This is a genomic window from Mesorhizobium sp. P2_H9, from assembly GCF_056403215.1.
The window spans coordinates 253,555-275,526 of record NZ_JBFUFX010000008.1 but is presented as its reverse complement, the minus strand read 5'-3'; the positions used below and the strand labels follow the sequence as shown (position 1 = coordinate 275,526).

16 protein-coding genes and 1 pseudogene are annotated in these 21,972 nt (G+C 62.2%); 4 read left to right on the top strand and 13 right to left on the bottom strand.

Going from position 1 to position 21,972, the window contains the following annotated elements; all coding sequences use genetic code 11:
* The first annotated feature begins 14 nt into the window (after positions 1-14).
* Positions 15-2,465 (top strand): heavy metal translocating P-type ATPase, encoded by a 2,451-nt coding sequence (locus AC1DXN_RS17005; RefSeq protein WP_477274551.1) that lies wholly within the window; start codon positions 15-17, stop codon positions 2,463-2,465.
* Between the two features lie 194 nt (positions 2,466-2,659).
* Here the strand turns inward: AC1DXN_RS17005 and AC1DXN_RS17000 are convergent.
* The 6 genes and pseudogenes from AC1DXN_RS17000 to AC1DXN_RS16975 form a co-directional block, all read right to left on the bottom strand.
* Positions 2,660-3,071 (bottom strand): annotated as a pseudogene (locus AC1DXN_RS17000) (efflux RND transporter permease subunit); the annotation flags it as partial.
* A complete protein-coding gene (locus tag AC1DXN_RS16995) occupies positions 3,017-3,769 on the bottom strand; it encodes a DUF6064 family protein (RefSeq protein WP_477274553.1) in 753 nt (250 codons plus the stop codon). The pseudogene AC1DXN_RS17000 and the gene AC1DXN_RS16995, both read right to left, overlap by 55 nt.
* A 199-nt stretch (positions 3,770-3,968) precedes the next feature.
* Complete coding sequence (locus AC1DXN_RS16990) at positions 3,969-7,166, bottom strand: efflux RND transporter permease subunit (RefSeq protein WP_477274555.1); 3,198 nt, start codon at positions 7,164-7,166, stop codon at positions 3,969-3,971.
* A complete protein-coding gene (locus AC1DXN_RS16985) occupies positions 7,163-8,125 on the bottom strand; it encodes an efflux RND transporter periplasmic adaptor subunit (RefSeq protein WP_477274557.1) in 963 nt (320 codons plus the stop codon). Before AC1DXN_RS16985 ends, AC1DXN_RS16990 begins: the two co-directional genes overlap by 4 nt.
* Positions 8,126-8,134: 9 nt before the next feature.
* Positions 8,135-8,335 carry a YgaP family membrane protein gene (locus AC1DXN_RS16980; protein WP_477249634.1) on the bottom strand — a complete coding sequence of 67 codons (201 nt, stop codon included), beginning with the start codon at positions 8,333-8,335 and terminating at the stop codon, positions 8,135-8,137.
* 154 nt (positions 8,336-8,489) lie between these two features.
* The gene (locus AC1DXN_RS16975) at positions 8,490-9,797 is read right to left on the bottom strand and encodes an NAD(P)/FAD-dependent oxidoreductase (protein ID WP_477274559.1); all 1,308 of its coding nucleotides are present in this window, start codon (positions 9,795-9,797) and stop codon (positions 8,490-8,492) included.
* 260 nt (positions 9,798-10,057) lie between these two features.
* On the opposite strand from AC1DXN_RS16975, the gene AC1DXN_RS16970 reads away from it, so the two are divergent.
* Entirely contained in the window at positions 10,058-10,360 is a 303-nt protein-coding gene (locus AC1DXN_RS16970) for an ArsR/SmtB family transcription factor (RefSeq protein WP_477421601.1), read from the top strand.
* An 86-nt stretch (positions 10,361-10,446) separates the two neighbouring features.
* Here AC1DXN_RS16970 and AC1DXN_RS16965 read toward each other — a convergent pair whose 3' ends face one another.
* The 4 genes from AC1DXN_RS16965 to AC1DXN_RS16950 all read right to left on the bottom strand — a co-directional run bounded on the left by AC1DXN_RS16965 (position 10,447) and on the right by AC1DXN_RS16950 (position 13,554).
* Complete coding sequence (locus AC1DXN_RS16965) at positions 10,447-10,953, bottom strand: hydrolase (protein ID WP_477274563.1); 507 nt, start codon at positions 10,951-10,953, stop codon at positions 10,447-10,449.
* 94 nt (positions 10,954-11,047) lie between these two features.
* Positions 11,048-12,454 (bottom strand): protein kinase domain-containing protein, encoded by a 1,407-nt coding sequence (locus AC1DXN_RS16960; protein WP_477274565.1) that lies wholly within the window; start codon positions 12,452-12,454, stop codon positions 11,048-11,050.
* A gap of 20 nt (positions 12,455-12,474) precedes the next feature.
* On the bottom strand, positions 12,475-13,218 hold the full coding sequence (locus tag AC1DXN_RS16955) for a metallophosphoesterase family protein (protein WP_477274567.1): 744 nt from the start codon (positions 13,216-13,218) through the stop codon (positions 12,475-12,477).
* Positions 13,219-13,305: 87 nt separating this feature from the next.
* Positions 13,306-13,554 carry an exopolysaccharide production repressor protein gene (locus AC1DXN_RS16950; protein ID WP_477274569.1) on the bottom strand — a complete coding sequence of 83 codons (249 nt, stop codon included), beginning with the start codon at positions 13,552-13,554 and terminating at the stop codon, positions 13,306-13,308.
* 214 nt (positions 13,555-13,768) lie between these two features.
* On the opposite strand from AC1DXN_RS16950, the gene AC1DXN_RS16945 reads away from it, so the two are divergent.
* Together AC1DXN_RS16945 and AC1DXN_RS16940 are read left to right on the top strand one after the other, a co-directional pair.
* Complete coding sequence (locus tag AC1DXN_RS16945; protein ID WP_477274571.1) at positions 13,769-14,416, top strand: helix-turn-helix domain-containing protein; 648 nt, start codon at positions 13,769-13,771, stop codon at positions 14,414-14,416.
* Between the two features lie 71 nt (positions 14,417-14,487).
* Positions 14,488-15,003, top strand: coding sequence for an N-acetyltransferase family protein (locus tag AC1DXN_RS16940; protein ID WP_477249699.1), 516 nt, complete (start codon positions 14,488-14,490; stop codon positions 15,001-15,003).
* A gap of 551 nt (positions 15,004-15,554) precedes the next feature.
* Here the strand turns inward: AC1DXN_RS16940 and AC1DXN_RS16935 are convergent.
* From AC1DXN_RS16935 to AC1DXN_RS16925, 3 genes are all read right to left on the bottom strand, one after another.
* A complete protein-coding gene (locus AC1DXN_RS16935) occupies positions 15,555-16,721 on the bottom strand; it encodes an acetate/propionate family kinase (RefSeq protein ID WP_477274573.1) in 1,167 nt (388 codons plus the stop codon).
* A 67-nt stretch (positions 16,722-16,788) separates the two neighbouring features.
* Complete coding sequence (locus AC1DXN_RS16930; RefSeq protein WP_477274574.1) at positions 16,789-19,188, bottom strand: phosphoketolase family protein; 2,400 nt, start codon at positions 19,186-19,188, stop codon at positions 16,789-16,791.
* A 174-nt stretch (positions 19,189-19,362) separates the two neighbouring features.
* Positions 19,363-21,924, bottom strand: coding sequence for a cation-translocating P-type ATPase (locus AC1DXN_RS16925; protein WP_477274576.1), 2,562 nt, complete (start codon positions 21,922-21,924; stop codon positions 19,363-19,365).
* Positions 21,925-21,972 lie beyond the last annotated feature (48 nt).

Genomic DNA, 21,972 nt, shown 5'->3' with positions numbered 1-21,972 from the left:
GCACGGAGAACGTGATGAAGAAGATCAATCTGGAAGTGCGCGACCTTGTCGGGATAATGGATTTCGCAGCGGTCGAAAAACGTCTCGCGGTTCTGCCCGGAGTCGCCAGTGTCGCGATGAACGCGGGGTCGACGACCGCGAGCGTCGAGTTTGACGAGGGGCAGACGAGCCCGGGAGCCCTTGCTCGGGAAATCAAGGCCTGCGGTTTCCATTGCCGCGGCGAGGTCGCGCCGCGGCATCTGTGCATTCCTGACAGCATGGCGATTCCGCCGGGGCATCCGCGCGCGACCGCCAGGCACGCCGGGCACGCCAGGCACGATCACGCCGAGCCCGATCATGGGGGGCACGCCGCCATGATCGGGCCGGCTCCAGCGGGCGAGAGGACGATTGCAGACAAGGCGCCGCACGACGCCATGGCTCATGAGATGGGCCACGGCCCCGGCATGGACATGCAGGGCATGGTCAAGGACATGCGCAACCGCTTCTTCATCAGCCTGGTCTTTGCGATGCCGATTTTCGCCATGGAGCCGATGGGTCTGGGCGAGCCTTGGCTGCGTCCGCCCTTCGGTCTCAGCGAAGACCTTGCGATGTTTTTCCTCGCCAGCGCCGCGATCCTCTATCCGGTCTGGCCTTTCCTGGTCGCCGCCTGGCGAGCCCTTCGCAACGGCGTCCTCAACATGGCGGTGCTGGTGGTGCTGAGTGTGGGCACTGGCTATCTATTCAGCGTCGGCGCGACCTTCTTCTTCGAGGCGCAGCAATTCTACGAGGCGGCGAGCGTGCTGCTCGTGTTCATCCTGCTCGGCCATTGGCTGGAGATGCGCGCTCGCGCCGGAGCCTCGGCCGCGATTAGGGCCTTGCTTGACCTCGCCCCGCCCAGGGCCTCAGTCTTCCGCGATGGCAAGGAGGTCGAGGTTGCGACCGCCGACGTCGTGCTCGGCGACATCGTGGTCCTGCGGCCCGGCAACAAGCTTCCGGTCGACGGCGAGGTGGTCCAGGGCACGTCGACGATCGACGAATCGATGCTGACGGGTGAGTCGATGCCGGTGACCAAGAAGGTCGGCGACAAGGTCATCGGGGCGACCATCAACAAGAGCGGCACGCTGCGCTACCGCTCTACCAAGGTGGGTGCCGACACTGCGCTTGCCCAGATCGTCAAGCTGGTCCAGGAGGCTCAGAACTCGAAGGCGCCGGCACAACTACTCGCCGATCGCGCTTCGCAATGGCTGGTGCTCGCTGCGATCCTCATCGGGCTTGCCACCTTCGCCATCTGGTTCTTGTGGCTCGGCCAGCCTCTGTTGTTCGCGATGACCTTGACCATAACCGTCTTCGTCATCGCTTGTCCCGATGCGCTCGGCCTCGCCACGCCGATGGCTGTCATGGTCGGCACCGGCCTTGGCGCTTCAAACGGCATTCTGTTCAAGAATGCCGCCGCTCTCGAGGAGGCGACCAAGCTCAACGTAATCGTCTTCGACAAGACCGGCACACTCACCATGGGCCAGCCCAAGGTCGTCGAAGTCGTCCCGGCTGCCGGCGTTTCGTCCGACGAGGTTCTGCAAGTCGCAGCTGCCGTGGACCAGGGCTCGGATCACCCGCTGGCCCTCGCCATTGTCGAGCGGGCCAGAGACTTGAAGCTTCCTAAGGTTTCGGGCTTTCTGAATATCGAAGGCAAGGGCGCCGGTGCCGCCATCGGAGGGAGTCCGGTTTTCCTCGGCAACCGGCGCCTCATGGACGAGCAGAAGATTGATCTTCTGGCGCTGGGCGAAAAAGCCGAGACGCTCAAGGGCGAAGGCCGCACCGTTATTCATGTCGCGCGGTCCGGCAAGCTGCTCGGATTGATCGCGATCGCCGATACGCCGCGCCCGACGGCCATCGCAACAATTGCCAAATTGCACGACCAGGGTGTTCGTGTGGCGATGCTTACGGGTGACAACGCTGGCACCGCCAAGCGCATCGCTGACGAACTCGGCATCGACATCGTCCTGGCCGATGTCTTGCCAGGGCAGAAGGCCGAGAAGATCAAGGAACTGCAAGGGCAAGGCCTCAAGGTCGGCATGGTCGGCGATGGCGTCAACGACGCGCCAGCCCTGACGCAAGCCGACGTCGGATTTGCGATCGGTGCAGGCACCGACGTCGCCATTGAGAGCGCCGACATCGTGCTGATGAAGAGCGATCCATACGATGTGGTCAGTGCGATGACGCTCTCGCGCGCCACGCTGCGCAAGATGCACCAGAACCTGTGGTGGGCGGTCGGATACAATCTCATCGCCTTCCCGATCGCGGCCGGCGTATTTTACCCGTTCCTGCTGAGCCCCGAGCTTGCGGCGCTGGCAATGTCAGGCAGCTCGGCTCTCGTGGCCGTCAACGCCTTGCTGCTCAAGCGAACCAGGCTCGAAGGCATTCGACCTGCGGCCCCGTCAATACTCGAAGGCATCGGCCATGAGCGCCCGGGTGAAGTCCGGGCATGAGCGTGCCCACGAAAGCTCCCTCCCCGTGTTAGCGATGCTGAGCTTGCTTCGAACTGGAAGAAGCCACTCACGGACGGCCAAAGGAGTGCACCGCCCAGCGCTACAGCATCGACGGCGGCAGTAGAAAGTTCCAACACAGTCGGAGGCATTGTCTTACCTGCCAGCATTCTTCGGCAATGCGCTCGCCGCCACGATCACGTCCGCAGCACCCGGTAGATCGCCGGTATCACCAGCACGGTCAGCAGCGTCGAGGAGGCCAGGCCGAACAACAGCGAGATCGCGAGACCCTGGAAGATCGGATCGGTGAGGATCACCGCCGCGCCGATCATGGCGGCAAGCGCTGTCAGCAGGATTGGCTTGAACCTGATCGCGCCGGCCTCGATCAGGACCTCGCCCAACGGCCTGTCCGGTGATGCCGCGTGCCTAATGAAGTCGACCAGCAGGATCGAATTGTGCACGATGATGCCGGCCAGCGCGATGAAACCTATCATCGAGGTGGCGGTAAACGGCGCCGAGGATGCCGATGAAGGTCAGCGGGATCGGCGTCAGGATCACCAGCGGCATCTTGAACGAGCCGAACTGGGCGACGACAAGGATGTAGATGCCAAACTGGTTTCATTGGGCATCAGTTGGCCAGGATTTGTGGCCTTCCAAATTGCGTTGCTGCAATTGGCCACAACCAAGGGAACGGCAATGACACTGCTGACGAGAAGCAACCAGTCCTGCGGTACATCGAGGAGGAACGCCGCGCTCCCTCCGATCAAAGACCAGATAAAAGGGATCGCCAGCAGCCATCGTGGCAGGGTCGGCCCAGCGAGCAGGAAAAGCCCAAAGGTGAAAATCGTCACTGGACATGGCGTGACACCGAAAACCGGCATTTCTGGGTAGGCGTGACCCGTCAATATACCGACCAGTGGATAAAGGATGATCGCGTAGGCGAGGAAGCCGATCCCCACGGTTGCGGCAAGTCCTGAACCAAGGCCGAAACGCAGATGGTTCCTGACAACGCCAAAGTAAGCCAGGAGCGCACCCTGTGCGACGAAGAGGGCTCCAAAGATGAGCGCGGCCCTGTTTATTTCGGTGAAATGGAGCCAGTGATATGCGATGCCCGTCCAAACCCACATGGTCGCCAGGATACCAGCGATAAGCCGATCCGCCATTCGCGGTCGCCAAAACAACATGGCCACGGCAAGCAAGCCAAGGCCAAATGCAGCCAGTTGCGCCGGCCAGATGTCTTCATTGTATGCGGCCAGGTTGGCGAGAAACTGATCACGCGTGAATGGCAACATCGAGTGGATCTCCATGCCGTTTCACCATAGCCGCGGTCGCAGGACACTCGATTGATCTGGCGCAAATGCGGAAACGCAATTCGCCCCTCCTCAAGCGGCCTGTCTCCCAGCAGACCTGACTAATCGTTATGTGCACACCAACGCCCACCCGCTTTTCCCGAGGCAAGCCGACGCCTCGTCTTGGCAGCACCGGCAACGGCGGCTGCGCTCGCGATCACGTGCGCAGCACGCGGTAGATCGCCGGTATGACCAGCACAGTCAGCAGCGTCGAGGAGGCCAGGCCGAACAGCAGCGAGATCGCCAGACCCTGGAAGATCGGATCGGTCAGGATCACCGCCGCACCGATCATGGCGGCAAGTGCGGTGAGCAGGATCGGCTTGAACCTGATCGCGCCGGCCTCGATCAGCACCTCGCTCAACGGCCTGTCGGGCGATGCCGCATGGCGGATGAAGTCGACCAGCAGGATCGAATTGCGCACGATGATGCCGGCCAGCGCGATGAAGCCGATCATCGAGGTGGCTGTGAACGGCGCGCCGAACAGCCAGTGCCCGCCGAGTATGCCGATGAAGGTCAGCGGGATCGGCGTCAGGATCACCAGGGGCACCTTGAACGAGCCGAACTGGGCGACGACGAGGATGTAGATGCCGAGCAGCGCGACGCCGAAGGCCGCCCCCATGTCGCGGAAGGTCACCCAGGTGACTTCCCATTCGCCGTCCCACAGAAGCGTCGGCCGGCTCTCATCCTCCGGCTGGCCGTGCAGCGAGATTGCGGGTTTCTGCAGGCCGGTCCAGTCCTGCGCGTCGATGGCCTTGCTGACGGCGAGCATGCCGTAAAGCGGCGCCTCGAAGCTGCCCGCAAGTTCGGCCGTCACCATTTCGGCGGCGCGGCCATTGTGCCGGAACACCGGGAAGGAGGCGCGTTCCGGCGCCACGCGCACGACGTCGCCCAACTCGACCACGCCGCGGTCGCCAGGCAGTACATTCGCCGGAATGGGCGTGGTCAGGAAGTGCTCGTCGAGCGTCCTTTCGCCCTTCGGCCGCTCGATGCGGATCGGGATCGGCTGACGGCCGCCGCCGCGATGCGAATAGCCGACAGTCTCGCCGCCATTGAGGATGGCGAGCGTGTCGAAGACGTCGCTTTCCTCGACATGGAAGAACTCTGCATCGTCGGTGGAAATCGTGGCGCGCAGCCGGCGTGCCGGCTGTCCCCAGGAATTGTCGACGTCGACGATGAAGGGCACGGAGCGGAACGCCGCTTCGATCTTTGCGGCGACCTTGCGGCGTGTCTCGCCGTCAGGTCCGTAGATCTCGGCCAGCAAGGTTGCCATCACCGGCGGGCCGGGCGGCGGCTCGATGACCTTCAGGCTGGTGCCTGCCGGTACGGGGATCGTGGCGATCCGCTGGCGGACGTCGAGCGCGATCTCATGGCTGGAGCGGGTACGGTTGGCTTTCGGCAGCAAATTGATCGCGACATCGCCCTGCTGCGGCTCGCTGCGCAAGAAGGAGTGGCGGACGAGGCCGTTGAAGTTGAAGGGGGCCGCGGTTCCGGCATGGGTCTGGGTGGAGCGGACTTCGTCGAGTTCGAGAACCGTGCCGGCGACCGCCTGCGCCACCGCGTCCGTCGCTTCGACGGAGGACCCTTCCGGCAGGTCGATGGTCACCGAGAGTTCGGATTTGTTGTCGAATGGCAGCAGCTTGACGGTGACATGCTCGGTGTAGAACAGCGCGAGCGAGCCAAGTGTGAGCACGCCGACGGCGAGCAGAAAGGCCCAACTGGCCTTCTTCGAGGCCAGGATCGGCCGGGCGACGGTCGTGTAGACGCGCCCAAGCAGACCGCCGCCACCATGATCCTGATCGGCATGCACCGGCGCCCGTCCGGCAAATTTCAGCATCAGCCACGGCGTCACCATCACCGCGACGAAGAAGGAGAAGATCATCGCCGCCGAGGCATTGGCCGGGATCGGGCTCATATAGGGACCCATCATTCCCGAGACGAACAGCATCGGCAGCAGTGCGGCGACCACTGTCAAGGTGGCTACGATGGTCGGGTTGCCGACTTCCGCCACCGCCTCGATCGCCGCCTGGCGGCGGTCGCGGCCGCCGCCCATCGCCCAGTGGCGGGAGATGTTCTCGATCACCACGATGGCGTCGTCGACGAGGATGCCGATGGAAAAGATCAGCGCGAACAGCGAGACGCGGTTCAGCGTGTAGCCCATGACGCGCGAGGCAAACAGCGTGAGCAGGATGGTGACCGGGATCACGACGGCCACAACCATGGCTTCGCGGCGGCCGATGGCGACCCAGACCAGCACGATGATCGAGATCGTCGCCAGCCCGAGATGATAGAGGAGCTCGTTGGCTTTGTCGTTGGCGGTTTCGCCGTAGTTGCGCGTCACGTCGATCGAGAAATCGGCGGGGATCAGCGCGCCCTGGAGCAGGATGACCCGGTGCAGGATGGCGTCGGCTACGGTGACCGCGTTTGATCCGGCGCGCTTGGCAATGGCGAGCGTGACAGACGGCACGCGCTCGACGCCGGCGCCGACCGCGGCGACCGTGGACACCAGCGCTTCGCCGGTGTCGGTGGCGAAGGCGACATCGGCCACGTCGCGGACATAGACGGGGCGGTTGTCGCGCGAGGTCAGCAGCAGGTTGCCGATCTGGTCCGGCGAGCCCAGTGTCTCGCCGGCGACGATATCGATCTGCTCGCCCTGGTTGCGCACGCGTCCTGCCGGAAAGGCCTTGTTCGCGCCTGACACCTTGGCCGCGAGCTGCTGCAATGTCACGCCGTAGAGGGCGAGCTTTTCCGGGTTCGGGTTGACGCGGATGATCTCTCCGGTTTCGCCGACCAGATAGGTCAGGCCGACATTGTCGATCTTGGCGATCTCGGTGCGCAGTTCGCGCGCGATGCGGGTGAGATCATTGGCGGTCATGCGCGCCGCCGCTTCCGGTTTCGGCGACAGCGTCAGCGTGACGATGGCGACATCGTCGATGCCGCGGCCAACGATCAGCGGCTCGGGCACGCCGACGGGAATGCGGTCCATGTTGGCGCGCACCTTGTCGTGGACGCGCAGCACAGCAGCATCCGACGAGGTGCCGACGACAAAGCGGGCGGTGACCATCACCTCGTCGTCGCGCGTCTGCGAATAGACATGCTCGACGCCGTTGATGCCCTTGACGATCGTCTCCAGCGGTTCGGTGATCAGCTTGACGGCATCGTCGGCCTTCAGCCCGTCGGCGCGTACGAAGATATCGACCATCGGCACCGAAATCTGCGGTTCTTCCTCGCGCGGCAGCGTGAGCAGCGCCACCAGCCCGAAGGCGAAGGCGGCTACCAGGAACAGCGGCGTCAGCGGCGAGGCGATGAAGGCCCGCGTCAGCGCGCCGGCGATACCGAACGAGGCAGGACCTTTCATGGCGTGACTACGACATCGCCGGCCGCGAGGCCTGTCAGGATCTCGACATAGTCGCCGTCGGCGCGTTTTGTCCGCTCGCCGGTTACCACCGCGCGCTCGGCCTGTGCGCCGCTGGCGGCGACGCGCACGAAATCGATCCCGGAACGGGTCTCGACCGCAGAGGCCGGCACCAGCAGCGCGGAGCGCTCAGCGACCGGCAGTTCGACCAGGACACGGGCATCGATGAATTCGGTGTTCAGATTGTCGACCTCGACGTCGGCGATGACGCGGCCATTGTCGATCTGCGGATAGATCTTGGCGAGGCGACCGGCGGACTCCTTGCCGCCGGCATTGATGCGGATGGCGGCTCCCTGTTTCAGGGACGCCGCATAACGCTCCGGAACGGCCAGCCGCAGGAACACGCCGCCACCGCCGATTGTCACCACCACTTCACCGGCCATGATAACCGCGCCGCGAGTGACCGGCACGGCTAGTACACGGCCGTCGCCTGGGGCAATGACATCGCCTTCAGCGCCCTGTTGCACGATCACCGAACGCTGGGCCTCGGTCGCGGCAAGCTGGTTGCGCGCGACGTCGACTTCGGTACGGAGCTGATCGAGGCGCTGCGCGGTCACGACGCCCTTGTCGACCAGCGCCTGGCCGCGGGTTAATTCCGACTGCGCCGTTTCCATCTGTGCCTTTAGAGCGCGAAGTTGCGCGTCCAGCGCCGCGATCTGAAAGGCGATCTTATCGTCCTGGACGGTGGCGATCTTCTGCCCCGCCTTGACCAGCTCGCCCTCGGTGACCGCCAAATCGACGATGACGCCGCCGATGCGGGCGCGCGCCGGAACGGTGTCACGCGCCTCGACACGGCCATAGACCGCCTTCCATTCGGTCACCATGGTCGGGGCGAGCGTTAGCGTGCCGGCATCCGCCGGCGAGCACGCCAGCAGCGCGCCGAGGAAGAAGAGCCTACGCATTCCGCGCTCCTAGAACGCGGATCCCGGCTTGACGCCGAGCTTGCGGAAGATAATGGCCGCCGGGCAGAAGCCGGTGAACGCCGACTGCAGCAGATTGAGCCCGACGAAGACGGTCAGCCAGACAAACAGCGGCGAGACAAAAGCAGTGAGCACGACGGATAGAAGCACCATGATGCCGGCGAAAGCGAGAACGGAACGGTCGAGGGACATCGTCATCTCCATTTGTATATGATCATATTTAGATATATGAATGTTATCGTTGACCGCAAGAGGCGGTGCCAGATTTTCCGCCGGCGATTTCGGGCCTTCGCCGCGCTCGCCAACCGCCGTTCGCAAAAAGCCCAGCCGCAGCGGCTTGCCCCGGTCAGGCTCCCGGGACATCCGCTGATACCTCGACCTTGATCTGCTTGAGCTTGTCGATGCCCAGTACCTGCAGCGCGAGGCGCTCGTAGAAGGGCTCGGACTTGCCGGTCCTGATCTTGTGCAGGAAATACTTCTCGAAGCCGACCTTTGCGGCGTGCACCCATTTGCCGGAGGACGACCAATTGACGTTGCGCGGCGGGATCTGTGGCTGCGCCACGAAGGCGACGCCGGAATCGCCGAAATCGGCGAGGCAGACCGCATTCCACGTGCCCTGAGCGTCGGGCTCCGCTCCCTTTACCAGCCGACCGATGTTGCGCGCCGTCGCCGTGACCATGGATTCGATCATGAAGCCGGTCTTGGGGACGCCCACCGGCACCGGCGTCTTGCCGATCGGCGGGATGGCAACGCAGACGCCGACCGCGAATATATCGGGGAAGGCCGGGTTGCGCTGGTGCTTGTCGACAAGGATGAAGCCGCGCGGGTTGGTGAGGCCCTCGATGTCGCGCACCGCCGCCACGCCACGGAAGGCTGGCAGCATCATGGCGTAGGTAAGCGGCAGCTCATGCGCCTGCCTGACCGAGCCGTCGTCGGCGATCTCCTGGACGAACATCTTGCCCGGCTCGACCTTGTCGACCTTGGCGTTGCAGATCCACTTGATGTGATGCTGGCGCATCTCGCTCTCGAGCAGCCCTTTGGTATCGCCGACGCCGTCGAGGCCGAGATGGCCGATATAGGGTTCCGAGGTGACGAAGGTCATGGGGACGCGATCGCGCACCTTGGCGTCGCGCAACGCCTTGTCGAGGATGAAGGTGAATTCGTAGGCCGGCCCGAAACAGGACGCGCCCTGGACCGCACCGATGACGACCGGACCCGGTTTGGCGACGAGCGCGTCGAAGGCCGTTTTGGCCTTGAGCGCGTGATCGATGTGGCAGACCGACTGGGTGTTGTGCTCCGGCCCGAGGCCGTCGATCTCGTCGAAAGCAAGCTCGGGGCCGGTGGCGATCACCAGATAGTCATAGGCGACGGATGAGCCGTCGTTGAGTTCCACTGTGCGTTCGACCGGATGGACGCGCCTGGCTCCCTGCGAATGAAAACCAATGTTGCGCCGTGCCAGCACAGGAGCGAGGTCGATTTCGACGGCTTGCCTGTCGCGCCAGCCAACGGCGACCCAGGGATTGGACGGCACGAAGGAATAGTGGCTGCCGTTGTTGATGACGGAGACCTTGTGTGCTTTGGCCAGTTCGTCGCGAAGCTCGTAGGCCATGATGGTGCCTCCCAGTCCGGCACCCAAGACGACAACATGCGCCATGCTCTTTCCTCCTTTGCGGCGGCGCTTGCGGCGCGACACCGATGCTCCTGTTTCCTAGGCCCACGGAGCGGGATTGACCGATCCTGCGCCATCGCAGCCGACCGCGACTTGATGTGGGTCAAGCAGCTGCCCGCCTGGATTTGCCGTGAGGCATCAATCCTTCAGCTTGACAGGCGCCGGCATCGAACTATTATTATTTGTAAATCTTAATATGATAATGTGTTCATATGCGCAACATAAAAATCACAGAGCTAGGCAAGATGGCGCGGGACGCGTCCGAGCTGCTCGCGGCGATGGCCAACGAGAAGCGCCTGATGATTCTTTGTCATCTGCTGGACGGCGAGACGAGCGTCAACGAACTGGCCGAACTGGTCGATATGAATCAGTCAGCGCTTTCGCAGCAACTTTCAAAACTGCGTGCGCTCAAACTCGTGGACACGCGCCGCGACGCCCAGCAGGTCTATTACCGGCTGGCGTCGACCGAGGTCGAGCTCATCCTGCAGACGCTCTACGGCATCTATTGCGATCCGGGGACAAAGACGTCGAAGATCAGGTCCAGGTGACTTCGCACCTCCGCCATGCCGAATGAGAAGCACCCGCTCACCGACCCTGGCGAACACATCCTGAGACGGTGTCCCCGCGTCGCGACTCAAACGGCCGCAATGCCAACAACATAGTTCTTCCCGTAGGCTTTGGCGCATTTCGGGCACGTCGTGTAGAAGAAATAAACGTCGCCCGGCTCTGCGTTTCGATCGCGCGCAATCTGCCGCATTTCCTTATCCCAGGTCCTCGCCTGGCTAAACGGCCCCTCGAACACCTTCGTTATGAAGTCTCCACTCAGCGTGGTCATCTTCTCGTCGGGGACAGGCCTCGAAACCGCAAACAGATGCTCGCTGCTCCAGGGTGAGATGTCCCTGCTCAGCACGATGAACTGATCTTCGTCGGAAGCGCCAGCGTCTTCCATGTGCTTGCTAACGCGCGCGAACACGCTGCCCATGTTCATCGGGATATGCATGACGCTGTGGGCTGCAGCTTTGACGAACCGCTTGTCCTTGAAGTGCAGTTCCTGGCTGTCCCAACCCTCGGGATTGAATTTGGGGCAGCAACCGGTTGTGTTGACACTCGCATCGTATCGAGGAGTCTCATTCGTCTTCATGGCTATTCCCTGGTTTGAACAGCCATCTGACGGGCAATGAGCCCAGCAATCATTGATCCTTGTCAAGACGCCCCTGAATCCTGATCGAAGCGCATCAAAGCGGCCGCCCTTGCTCCTCGACTGCCTTCAATCGGACCACTGAAACCGAGCAAAGGGCCTGTGCCACGACCTTGGTCGAGACGCTGCCGAGGTGCCGGCGGATTGCCGAGGATGCCCGGGCTCCAACGACGATATGTCCGACGTCGTTGTGCTCGGCGTAGTTGAGGATCGCATCGGCGGGGCTGACCGCCTCAAGCACATGATAGCTGATGCGGTCTTCCGGCAGATGCAGTGGATGGGCCCAATCCTTCAGCGCCACGAGCCGCTTCAAATACACCGAGCGCCCTGTCTCGTCGGTGGACGGCGTCTCGCCGATGATTTCGGTCTTCAGGACCGTCACGCAGGCCAGCCAGGAGTCCTCGCGCGAGGCAAGCACGCGGGCGGTCTCGTTGAGCACCTCGCCTGCCAGCGCATCGCTGCCATTGGCCAGATCGACAGCGGCAAGAACAATCGACGGTCCGGCCTGTGTCCTCGACGAGGTCGGCCTGCCGACACGGGTTCTGTCATCCGTTTTGCGAAACAGCCTCGTTATCGAAGCCCAAACCCCTTCGTCCCGTGGCTTGCGCCTGGCAACCACGACCTGATCGGGGTTGCTGAGATCCGAAAGAACATGCGCCGCCTCGACATATCGTCGAGACCTGTCCACTTCCATGCAGCGCAGAATAATGGCTTCCAGCCACCGAGGAATGGTCTCGTTGATATCCCGCGGCAACCTAGGTGCATGATAGAGCCTGCGCTTCATCCCCGCGAAAGTGGCCGGCCGCCCGAACGGCTCCTCGCCCGTAGCCAGCTGATAGAGGATGCAGCCCAGTGCGAACAGGTCACTTGCAGGATCGGATCTCTCGCCTAGCACCTGTTCCGGCGAAATATAGGCGGCGGTGCCCATCGGCACGGAGCTTTCCGCGCCGAGAAGATCGGGAAGCTCCGCATGCCGAGCGAGCCCGAAGTCGAGGAGCACCGCGCCGCGTTTGGTGAGAATGACGTTCTCTGGCTTGAGATCGAGATGTGCGACCTTCTGCCGGTGCAGGGCGGCGAGCGCCGTCGCTATCTCGATGCCGATCCTTGCCACCTCGCCCACAGGCAGGGGTGCGCTAGCGACGATATCTGCAAGGCCCTTCCCGGCCACGAACTCCATGGCTATGTAGGGAACCTGCGCCAGGTTGCCGGATGCCGCGAAACGCGGCACATGTGGTCCCGACAGGCGTTTCAGGATCAGCTCCTCCACCTCAAAACCGAGGATCACGGAAACATCCGCGCCCGGGTCGAGAAAAGGGATCTTCAGCACAAGCGGAAAGTCGTACCGCGTGTTGGTCGCCCGCCAAAGCGAGGCCATGCCGCCGGAGGGAAGCTTTTCGACCAGTTCGAAACCATCGATGACCGCGCCTGCCTCAAACCGTCGCATCAAATAGATCTCCTTGAAGCCTAGCGGCCGATCTTCAGCCGCATGCCAAGCCATCCAGGCAGGCCGGCGGCGTGGATCTTGCGGGCTGTTTCTTCGTGATCATAGGGAACGCGAACCATCGTGACCTCTTGCCGCTGCGTGTCGACAAGAACAAAGCACGCCGCCGGGTTGCCGTCGCGCGGTTGGCCGACCGCGCCGGCGATCACGAGGTGCCGTCTCATCTCCGACAAGGGTGCGGCGACATTGTCATGCGGCTGAAAATGCATCGGCCGGCGACCGGGCAGCGCGTAGTAGATGGCGGGAATGTGGGTGTGGCCGCAGAAAACGAAGCGGGCGTCGGTTGCCGAAAGGCAGCGTTCCGCTGCGTCCACGTCGCGTATATACGGCCACTTTCCCGGTCGCTCCGCACTTGCGTGCACATACAGGCGGTCTTCGGATTGCAGCGACAGCGGCAATCGCGCCAGGAAATCGAGATGCGCCGAAGCGATGCGTTTGTGAGTCCACTGGACGGCGAACCGCGCATTCTCGGTCATATTGCTTAGGTTCAGCGCCACTGCTTCGTCGTGGTTGCCCATGATGCAAAGCGCGCCGTCGGCCATCAGATGGGCGGCCTTCTCGATCACATAGATAGGATCGGGGCCGTAGCCGACGAGATCACCGAGCAATACCAACTCGTCTGGACTACCGCGTTCGTGAACAGCTTCCAGGACCGCGTCGAGCGCCTCGCGATTGGCATGGATGTCAGACAGGATCGCAATGCGCATTCAACCTTGTCCCAGAGATTGGCAAAACATGGCAAGGCGCGTGCCGCGAGTGATTTGATACGGCGGCATCGCGATCATTGGGGACGGCTAAGGCAACGTGCCGTCTCTTTGGGGTGGCGCAACATGGCTGAGTGACGCCGAGTCTGCTTCAGCGTCTGCCGTCGCGCCTTTGGAAACCAGGCGTATGACAAAGACGAAGTATCCGACCTGCAGAACGACCAAGTCGATAATCGCCCAGCCCAGCGCTGTCCAGACCGAGCCCGTTGCCGCGTAGGTCCACACCGCGACGATGGTCGAGGTGACAAACATTCCCACCAGAAACTGCGGAAGATACATCGCTACCCACCAGCCGTTCCGATGCAAGAATTCGAAACGACTCCCTATTGCTGTCGCCCAAAGCGAAGGAGGACTTACGCGACCGGCGCGCCTGGACACTTGATGTAGATCAACAATCCGCACGACTAGGTAGTTTCCCGTAGGGATATAACCGAATTTCGCGACATGCGGATTCGCGCGATTGCTGTGCCACGGATCAACCGGGAAAACAGCCATGCACGCCTACACGAGCTCCAGAATTTCACTGCCCTCGCATTCTGTGCAGCCAAGCCTGCCGGACGCGTTCGACCCGACGCCGCTGCAGCCAGTGAGCTTTTTTCCTGCCGGCGCGGAAATCTATGCCCAGGGCGAGAAGGCTGGGGCCCTCTATCAGGTCGAGTTCGGCGCCGTGCGCATCTACCGTCTGCTTGCCGACGGTCGCCGGCAGATCAGCGCCTTTCACCTCGCCGGTGAGACATTCGGGTTCGAGGCAGACGCAACACATCATTTCTTCGCAGAGGCAATCAACGCCACAGCTGTTCGCGTTTTGCGGCTCACTGCCGGGGCGGACATGTCCCGCCAACTATTGCCCTTGGCGCTGAAGGGTTTGACCCGCGCGCAGGAGCATCTGCTGGTTCTCGGCCGCCAGAACGCCATCGAACGCGTCGCCGCTTTCCTGGTTGACATGGCGGAGCGTCAGGGTGGATTGCAGCAGGTCGAACTGCCAATGTCGCGTATGGACATCGGCGACTATCTCGGCCTCACCATCGAGACCGTGTCGCGGGTCTTCACCCGGCTGAAGGACAAGGGCGTCATCCGCCTGCTCAACCTGCGCAGCATCGAAATCGTCGAGCAGGAGGTGTTGCAGATCATGGGCGAATGAGGGCGCCTGCCTGCGCAAGAGAGACGACAATGACGCCGCAGAACCGCCCCCAGCTCAAGGACCAGATGACGATGGACAACACACTTACCACCCATACCGGCTTTCGCTTCGAAGTGCGCGGCGCGCGCCTTGAAGATGAGCCGACGCTGGCCGAGTTCTTCACTCATGTGACCCCGGACGACCTGCGCTTCCGCTTTCTCGGCGCTGTGAAGGAAGTCTCGCATGATCGGCTGGTGGCGATGACGCGTTCAGACGACGCCCATATCCACAATTTTCTGGCGTTCTCGACGGACGGGATGCTGATCGCGGTTGCGACGCTGGCAAGCGATCGAGCCGATCGAAACGGCGAGGTTGCGATCTGCATTCGCCAGGATCGCAAGCATTTGGGCGTTGGCTGGGAGCTGCTCACCTATATTGCGAAATATGCCGAGGAACTCGGCCTCAAAGCGATCGAGTCGATCGAGAGCCGTGAAAACCGTGCTGCGATCGAGGTCGAGCGCGACATGGGTTTCACCGTCACGACGGATCCCGACGATGCAACGCTTGTCCTGGTTCGGCGGGAGCTGGGGGCGCGGTCAGCCGCCTAGCTACCGCGGTCCCTTTCGGTCACAGGCAAGATGACAAGTCATCGTGCAAAACATGCGATCAATCGCTAGTTGCCCCAAGGCGCCATCTCGGGAACCTGCGGAGGCGGCACGCCGCCTCACGCAGTTCTAGGGCCTTCTAGAGTATCCGCGCCTCACGTAAGGGCGACGGCCCGTTGTACGGTACAAGCAGCCCGACCAACTCTTCTTCATCACCTCCCCAGAACTTAGTTTCGCCAGCGAGCGCCTGGCGTAGCGGGGCGGTTATAAGTGATCTGTCCAAATGCCAATATGGCCGAAAAGAACACGAAGGCGAGGACTACAGAGGTTATGATTACGGTCGATTCGATAGGCATTGCGAGCTTCTCCATTTACGAGAAAGCTAAGCCGAGCCGCGTTTCGTTGCCTTGATCCAAGTCAACAGGCCGAAGCGCTGGTATTGTGATGGATTATCGGAGCATTGCTTCGAACTGGCGCCCGCGCGCGGGCGTTCATCGCTGGATTGGCCGCCAGATGAAGGAGTGGTCGAAGAGCTAGATCAACCCGCACCTGCTTCAGAAGGTGAGCATTTCCGTGGCTACGGCTCTTTCTTCATCCGCTGGAATGACAAGGACATCGACGCGGGAATTCGCAGCGCTGACCACCTCCTCGCCTCCTCGGTTCCGCTCCTCGTCGAGACCGACTCCGAGCCAGGCGGCGCCGACGCTGATCCTCTCCCGGATCAACGGCGCGTTTTCGCCAATGCCGGCAGTGAACACCAGCGTTTCCAGTCCTCCCATGGCAGCGGCCAGCGATCCTATCTCGCGTCCGATGCGATAAACGAAGAGGTCGACAGCCTCGGCGGCGGCGGGATCGTCTGAGCCGATCAGCGTTCGCATGTCACCAGATATTCCAGACACACCGAGCAGACCGGATTGCTCGTAGAGAAGCGTGACCAGTTCTTCCGCAGACATCCGCCGTTCCTGCAGCAAGTGGAGGATGACCCCCGGGTCGAGCGCGCCGCAACGCGTGCTCATCATCAGGCCGTCCAGGGTCGAAAACCCCATCGTCGTCGCAACACTTCGTCCGGCATCCAAGGCGCACAGGCTGGCGCCGCTGCCGAGATGGGCGACGATCGTGCGTCCGCCGGCGCGAGCGCCGTAACGATCGTGCAGCTTTGCAGCGATATGGCTGTAGGACAGCCCATGAAAGCCATAGGACACGATGCCCGCGTCAGTCATCGCGCGGGGCAGCGCGTAGATTTTGGCTAACTCCGGCCGGGCTGAATGAAACGCCGTATCGAAGCACCCTATCTGGAGAGCCTGCGGCAGGAGGTCCGCGGCCATCGCGACAATCTCGAGATTGATCCGTTGGTGGATGGGCGCCATCGGCTCGAGCAGGCGGAGTGCGTTGATCGTGCGTTCATCGAGCAGCGTCGCTTCCGTGAAGTCACGGCCGCCGTGAACGATCCTGTGTCCCACTCTGTCGATGCGACGCAGGAGATCGTTTTCGGCGAGCACGCAGCTAACCGCCGCGAACGCCTTGTCCATATCGATCGGTGCTTCGCCCAGGCTCCTGTCGATCCTGGACCTGCCGGCCGCAGCCTCGACGCGCAGCCGTGGTTGATGGCCGAGAGAGGAGACATTGCCGCGCAGCAGTAATGAAAGTTGGTCACGCCCTTCGAAGACGGCGAACTTCAGGCTCGAAGAACCGCCGTTCAGGACAAGGATCGCATCGATCATGAAGCCATCCGAAATATAGCAACCCCAAGGACCGGCAATCGCTCAGTCTGGACGCTTCTGCGCCGCATCAGGATCCTGCCCCCCACTTCCAGTCAAGGATCTCCGGCATATCCTGCCCATGGGCGCGAATATAGGCTCGATGTTCAAGCAGCTTGCCGTCCATGGCCTGCTTCAGCGCGACCCGGACGGTCCTGAGTTGCGGAACCCAGTCGAGGACGCTCTGGACGAGATGAAAGCGGTCGAGGCCGTTCAGCACCGTCATGTCGAAGGGCGTCGTAGTCGTGCCCTCCTCATTATAGCCGCGCACATGGATGTTGTCGTGGTTGGTACGACGATAGGTCAGGCGATGGATGGTCCAGGGATAGCCGTGATAGGCAAAGATGACCGGCTTGTCGGCGGTGAACAACGCATCGAACTCGCGATCCGACAGACCGTGCGGATGATATTCCTTTGGCTGAAGAGTCATCAGGTCGACGACATTGACCACCCTGATCCTGAGATCTGGAACCTGTTGCCTGAGGATCTGCACTGCGGCCAACGTTTCGAGGGTCGGGACGTCGCCGGCGCAAGCCATCACGACGTCGGGCTCAGCCCCATCGTCCGTTGACGCCCAGTCCCATATGCCGATCCCTGCCCGGCAGTGAACGATCGCCTGGTCCATCGACAGCCACTGCCATGACGGCGGCTTGCCGGCGACGACGACGTTGATGCGGTTCCAGGTCTGCAGCACATGGTCGGTCACGCATAGCAAGGTGTTGGCGTCCGGTGGTAGGTAAACGCGCACGACGTCGGCCTTCTTGTTGAGGGCGACGTCGATGAAGCCAGGGTCCTGATGGCTGAAGCCGTTGTGCTCCTGATGCCAGACATGGCTGGACAACAGATAATTCAGCGATGCGATCGGCCGCCGCCACGGGATATCGCGGCAGGCATCCAGCCATTTCGCGTGCTGATTGAACATGGAATCGACGATGTGGATGAACGCCTCGTAGCAGGAAAACAGGCCATGGCGCCCGGTGAGCAGGTAGCCTTCCAGCCAACCCTGGCAGGTGTGCTCGGAGAGGATTTCGAGAACCCGGCCGTCGCGCCCGAGATGAACGTCTTCGGGCAGTATCCTTTCCATCCAGCCACGCTCGGTCACTTCAAACACGTCCTGAAGCCGGTTCGAGGCAGTCTCGTCCGGGCCGACGATGCGGAAGTTCTTCGAGGTCTCGTTCAACTTCATGACGTCGCGCAGGAAACTGCCCATGACCCGCGTCGACTCCGCCTTGAGGGCGCCAGGGCGCTCGAGCGCAATGGCGTGGTCATGCAGCCCGGGCAGATCGAGAGACCTGCGCAGCAGACCGCCATTGGCGTACGGGTTGGCGCTCATGCGCCGCGTCGCCTGGGGTGCTGTGGCGCGGATCGCGGCGACCGGAGCGCCGGTGGCGTCGAACAGCTCCTCGGGCCGGTAGCTTTTCAGCCACTCCTCGAGCAGCTTGAGATGCGCGGGGTTTTCCGCGAGGCCAGACAAGGGAACCTGATGCGAGCGCCAGAAGCCCTCGGTCTTCAGACCGTCGACCTCTTTCGGTCCCGTCCAGCCCTTGGGGCTGCGCAGCACGATCATTGGCCATTTCGGTCGTGACGCAGTCGCTGCAGGTGCACTGCGTGCGGCATGCTGGATAGCCCGGATCCGATCAAACGCATCGTCGAGCACGCTCGCCATTCGTTCATGCATCAGCGCCGGCTCGTGGCCTTCCACGAACAGCGGCTCATAGCCGTAGCCGGAAAACAGCGCGCGCAATTCGTCTTCGGGAATGCGGGCCAGAATGGTTGGATTGGCGATCTTGTAGCCGTTGAGATGCAGGATCGGCAGCACTGCCCCGTCACGCGCCGGGTTGAGGAATTTGTTGGAATGCCACGCAGCCGCCAGTGGTCCCGTTTCAGCCTCGCCGTCACCCACGACACAGGCGACCACAAGATCCGGATTGTCGAAGGCCGCGCCATAGGCGTGCGAAAGCGAGTAGCCCAACTCGCCGCCCTCATGGATCGAGCCGGGCACATCCGGTGCTGCATGGCTCGGTATACCGCCGGGAAACGAAAACTGCCGGAATAGTTTGCGCATTCCCTGCTCGTCCATCGCAATGTCGGGATTGAGCTCGCTGTAGGTGCCCTCCAGGTAGGTATTCGCCACCATTGCCGGACCACCATGGCCGGGGCCGCAGACATAGATCACATTTGCGTCCCTGAGCCGGATCGCGCGATTGAGGTGCGCATAGATGAAGCTTAGGCCGGGTGACGTTCCCCAGTGGCCGAGGAGACGCGGCTTGACGTGCTCCAGCCGCAGCGGTTCGCGCAGCAGCGGATTGTCGAGAAGGTAGATCTGGCCAATCGTCAGATAGTTGGCAGCGCGCCAATAGGCATCGATGTCGCGCAACTCCTGTTCGGACAAACGTTTGGTGTCGATCGTTGGTGCCGAATGTTCGGTCATCTTCATTTGACTCCATTGCTCATTTTGCGAAAGCCGCGGATTGCGCCTCAGCCATTGGCACCAACGCGTCGTTCGCCTTTCGGTTCATCACTGCTCGGCCCGACCGTCGCTGCGCGCACTCCGCAAGCTGGGCGTTCGCGCTGGTCAGAACCACGGTCAGACTTGCGTTGGTGATCAGGATTTCAGCCGCTCGCGCCAGAAATGTTTCAGGAACTCAAGGCAGACCAGCACTGCCAACCCGGCCGCAAAAGTCACAGCGAGGTCGTCCAGGTGCAGCGGTCCGAACTGGAAGAGACCACTCGCGAGCGGCCATAGAAGCGTCCCGCCCAGCGCTAGAGCAACCATCACGACGACCAAAGCGAGCGATGGATTTGGTCGGAATAACGCAGTCAGCAGCAACTCGCTGAACGTACGGTTGACGAAAATCAGCCCAACGATCGTCAGCACCAGCGAGAAGAACGTCAGGGCTCGAATCTCGTCTTCCGGCATTCCCCAGTGCAAGGCGAAGAGGAAGATGCCCGCGACAAGCGCGAATGCCAGCAGGCCCTGCACAACGCTCCACGCGATCAGCGAGCGCGAAAAGAGCGCCGCTTCCGGATCCCGCGGCGGACGCTTCATCGTGTCGTCCTCCTCGGTTTCAGCTTCAAAGACCAATGAGCAGACCGGATCGATCACCATCTCCAAAAAGGCAATGTGAATTGGCCCGAACAGGATAGGAAGCCCAAACACCAGTGGAAGCAGGGCCAGCCCGGCGATCGGCACGTGAACGGCAAGAATGAAGCCCATTGCCTTGCGCAAGTTGTCGTAGATGCGGCGACCCAGCCGGATGGCTTTGACTATCGACCCGAAGTCGTCGTCGAGGAGGACGATGGAGGACGCCTCCCGCGCGACATCCGTGCCGCGACCGCCCATGGCAATGCCAATGTTTGCGGCTTTCAGCGACGGAGCATCGTTGACGCCGTCTCCCGTCATGGCGACAATCTCGCCGTTGGCCTTCAAGGCTCTGACGATTGCCAATTTCTGCTCGGGCATGATCCGCGCGAACACCGCTGCGGTTTTCACGCGCGCCGCCAGGGCCGCGTCATCCAGTGTCTTGAGCTCGTCGCCGGTAACGACATCGTCAAAATCGAGCCCGGCCTGACTGGCTATTGCTCTCGCGGTCGCGGGATAGTCCCCTGTAATCATGATCACTCTGATTCCGGCGGAGCGGCAATTGCTTACCGCTTCCGGAACCCCTGAACGGAGGGGATCGGCAAGTCCGACGAGGCCCATGAACTCGAAATCGAAACCAGTCTGCTTGTCCGGCAGTTGATCGCCAGGATGGCTGGAACGCGCCACGCCTAAGACGCGCAGTCCTTCCGTTGCCATGGCGTCCACAACATCCTTGACCGAAGCGACACGATCCGCAGGTAGACGGCAGAGTGCCGCGATGGCCTCCGGCGACCCTTTGGCGGCAATCATGCAGTCGCCGCCTCCAACTGACGATTGCCAGGCATTCGACATTGCCAACAGTTCAGGGCGCAACCCATAGGCGCGGGTCAGTTTCCGATCAGCGCTGTCTGCGCGCTTGGGCAAGTGCTCCTGCGCGAGTTTGTGAAATGCCCTTTCCATCGGATCAAAGGGAACCTCGGCACTGGCAAGCACGCCGACCTCGACCAACGCCCCAAATGCCGCCGGCATCTCTGTGTTTGAGTTGTTCGGCAGGCGAAACAGTTCGCCATCGGGCGTTCTCAGTTCTGCAATTGTCATGCGGTTCTCGGTCAGCGTTCCGGTCTTGTCGGTGCAAAGGACCGTTGCCGAGCCAAGCGTCTCGATCGCTGCCGCACGACGGGTGAGCACGCGTGCCTGCGAGATGCGCCATGCGCCCATGGCCATGAAGATTGTCAGCACCATGGGAAACTCCTCGGGCAGCATCGACATGCCGAGCGCAATACCCGCCAACACCGCATCGAGCCATCCGCCGCGCAGCAGGCCATAAAGCATGACCGCGAGAACACTGACCGCGCCGCCGACCAGTGCGAAGATGGCGACAAGGCGTTTTGTCTGGCGCTGCAAGCGGGGTGCTTCGGTCTCCATGGTACTAAGCGATTGCCCGATTGCACCGATTTGGCTGAGCGGCCCGGTTGCCAGAACCTCACCGATGCCTGAACCGCGAACCACGAGTGATCCGGAAAATGCGAAAGGCAGGTCGTCACCCCCCGGCCGGCGTTCGGCTGGCAGATCGCCTTCCCTGGCCGCAATCTTGCGCACCGGCACTGATTCGCCTGTCAGCAAGGACTCATCGGTCTGGATATCCCGGCACTGTATGAGCAAGATATCGGCCGGAACCCGATCCCCCTCGCCCAGCACGACGGTATCGCCGCGCACCACCTCGCGACCCGCAATCCGCTTGCGCTCGCCATCCCGAATCACCAGGGCGCGCGGACTTGTCAGGTCGCGCAATGCCTCGAGAACACGCTCCGTCCGCGCCTCCTGCACGATGGTAATCCCCACCGACAAAGTGGCAAATGCGATCAGGATCAACGCCTCCTGAAGATCGCCAAGAAGCAGGTAAACGCAGCCTCCGCCCAATAGCAGGGCAAGCATCGGCTCGCGCATGACCTCCATAGCAATGCGAAAGGGCGTCCGACTGTTTGACCTAGGCAATTCGTTGAACCCTTCGGTGACAATCCTGGCCCGCGCTTCGGCCTCGCTGAGGCCGGTCAAGGGTACGGTCGATGAGGTGGCTTGAGACATTTAGGCTTTCTTCCATCGCCAGCGCGCATGTTCCGGTGCGCCGTCAGG